Here is a 3,178-nt window from a genome sequence, read left to right on the forward strand (position 1 = left end):
ATGGGTGGCTGGTCGTTGTTTGAGAACTGCACAGTGGACGCGAGCATCTGTGGCCAAGTTTTTAAGGGCGCACGGTGGATGCCTTGGTACCAGGAACCGATGAAGGACGTGGGAGGCCGCGATAGGCCCCGGGGAGCTGTCAACCGAGCTGTGATCCGGGGGTGTCCGAATGGGGAAACCCGGCAGTCGTCATGGGCTGTCACCTGCACCTGAACTCATAGGGTGTGTGGAGGGAACGAGGGGAAGTGAAACATCTCAGTACCCTCAGGAAGAGAAAACAATAGTGATTCCGGGAGTAGCGGCGAGCGAAACTGGATGAGGCTAAACCGTTTACGTGTGATACCCGGCAGGGGTTGCGTGGGCGGGGTTGTGGGAGTGTGTTTCTTCAGTCTGCCGGCTGGGGGGCGAGTCAGAAACCGTACAGGTAGGCGAAGGGCATGCGAAAGGCCCGGCGTAGAGGGTAAGACCCCCGTAGCTGAAATTTGTACGGCTCGTTTATGCATGTCCCAAGTAGCACGGGCCTCGAGAAATCCTGTGTGAATCTGGCGGGACCACCCGCTAAGCCTAAATATTCCCTGGTGACCGATAGCGGATAGTACCGTGAGGGAATGGTGAAAAGTACCGCGGGAGCGGAGTGAAATAGTACCTGAAACCGTGTGCCTACAAGCCGTGGGAGCGTCGCGCATCAGACTTGTCTGGTGTGTCGTGACTGCGTGCCTTTTGAAGAATGAGCCTGCGAGTTTGCGGTGTGTTGCGAGGTTAACCCGTGTGGGGGAGCCGTAGCGAAAGCGAGTCCGAAGAGGGCGTTTTAGTAGCATGCTCAAGACCCGAAGCGGAGTGATCTAGCCATGGGCAGGTTGAAGCGGCTGTAAGAGGTCGTGGAGGACCGAACCCACCAGGGTTGAAAACCTGGGGGATGACCTGTGGTTAGGGGTGAAAGGCCAATCAAACTCCGTGATAGCTGGTTCTCCCCGAAATGCATTTAGGTGCAGCGTCGTGTGTTTCTTGCCGGAGGTAGAGCACTGGATAGGCGATGGGCCTTACCGGGTTACTGACCTTAGCCAAACTCCGAATGCCGGTAAGTGAGAGCGCGGCAGTGAGACTGTGGGGGATAAGCTCCATGGTCGAGAGGGAAACAGCCCAGAGCATCGACTAAGGCCCCTAAGCGTGCGCTAAGTGGGAAAGGATGTGGAGTCGCAGAGACAACCAGGAGGTTGGCTTAGAAGCAGCCATCCTTGAAAGAGTGCGTAATAGCTCACTGGTCTAGTGATTCCGCGCCGACAATGTAGCGGGGCTCAAGCGTACCGCCGAAGTCGTGTCAATCCAGCAGATAGCCTTAACGGGTGTTGGGTTGGGTAGGGGAGCGTCGTGTGCCGGGTGAAGCTGCGCCGGAAGGCAGTGGTGGACGGTTCACGAGTGAGAATGCAGGCATGAGTAGCGATTCACACGTGGGAAACGTGTGCGCCGATTGACTAAGGGTTCCTGGGTCAAGCTGATCTGCCCAGGGTAAGTCGGGACCTAAGGCGAGGCCGACAGGCGTAGTCGATGGATAACCGGTTGATATTCCGGTACCCGCTGTAGAGCGTCCAGTATCGAATCCTCTGATGCTAAGGCCGTGAAGCCGCCCTGATCTCTTCGGAGTTGAGGGGAGTGGTGGAGCCGCCGGCCCAAGGTGGTAGTAGGTAAGTGATGGGGTGACGCAGGAAGGTAGTCCATCCCGGGCGGTGGTTGTCCCGGGGTAAGGGTGTAGGGCGTTGTGCAGGTAAATCCGTGCAACATGTGTCTGAGACCTGATGCCGAGCCGATTGTGGTGAAGTGGATGATCCTATGCTGTCGAGAAAAGCCTCTAGCGAGTTTTATGGCGGCCCGTACCCTAAACCGACTCAGGTGGTCTGGTAGAGAATACCGAGGCGTTCGGGTGAACTATGGTTAAGGAACTCGGCAAAATGCCCCCGTAACTTCGGGAGAAGGGGGGCCATTCCTGGTGATCATCTTTTCGGTGTGAGCTGGGGGTGGCCGCAGAGACCAGCGAGAAGCGACTGTTTACTAAAAACACAGGTCCGTGCGAAGCCGTAAGGCGATGTATACGGACTGACGCCTGCCCGGTGCTGGAACGTTAAGGGGACCGGTTAGTCACATTTCGGTGTGGCGAAGCTGAGAACTTAAGCGCCAGTAAACGGCGGTGGTAACTATAACCATCCTAAGGTAGCGAAATTCCTTGTCGGGTAAGTTCCGACCTGCACGAATGGCGTAACGACTTCTCGACTGTCTCGACCATAGGCCCGGTGAAATTGCAGTACGAGTAAAGATGCTCGTTTCGCGCAGCAGGACGGAAAGACCCCGGGACCTTTACTACAGTTTGATATTGGTGTTCGGTTCGGCTTGTGTAGGATAGGTGGGAGACTGTGAAGCTTGGACGCCAGTTCAGGTGGAGTCGTTGTTGAAATACCACTCTGGTCGTGCTGGATGTCTAACCTGGGTCCGTGATCCGGATCAGGGACAGTGTCTGATGGGTAGTTTAACTGGGGCGGTTGCCTCCTAAAGGGTAACGGAGGCGCCCAAAGGTTCCCTCAGCCTGGTTGGTAATCAGGTGGTGAGTGTAAGTGCACAAGGGAGCTTGACTGTGAGACTGACGGGTCGAGCAGGGACGAAAGTCGGGACTAGTGATCCGGCGGTGGCTTGTGGAAGCGCCGTCGCTCAACGGATAAAAGGTACCCCGGGGATAACAGGCTGATCTTCCCCAAGAGTCCATATCGACGGGATGGTTTGGCACCTCGATGTCGGCTCGTCGCATCCTGGGGCTGGAGTCGGTCCCAAGGGTTGGGCTGTTCGCCCATTAAAGCGGTACGCGAGCTGGGTTTAGAACGTCGTGAGACAGTTCGGTCCCTATCCGCTGCGCGCGTTGGAGTCTTGAGAAGGGCTGTCCCTAGTACGAGAGGACCGGGACGGACGGACCTCTGGTGTGCCAGTTGTTCTGCCAAGGGCATGGCTGGTTGGCTACGTTCGGGAGGGATAACCGCTGAAAGCATCTAAGCGGGAAGCCTGCTTCGAGATGAGGACTCCCACCCACTTGATGGGGTAAGGCTCCCAGTAGACGACTGGGTTGATAGGCCGGAGATGGAAGCCAGGTGACTGGTGGAGTTGACCGGTACTAATAGGCCGAGGGCTTGTCCATATT

The 3,178-nt window shown here is 56.7% G+C and carries 1 rRNA gene; it reads left to right on the forward strand.

Annotated features, from left to right (window positions below):
• The first annotated feature begins 51 nt into the window (after nt 1–51).
• Nucleotides 52–3,175: ribosomal RNA gene (locus LCE31_RS36875) — 23S ribosomal RNA — on the forward strand.
• The last annotated feature ends 3 nt before the right edge of the window (nt 3,176–3,178 follow it).

The organism is Streptomyces sp. 8L (assembly GCF_020176795.1).
Taxonomy (GTDB): Bacteria; Actinomycetota; Actinomycetes; order Streptomycetales; family Streptomycetaceae; genus Streptomyces.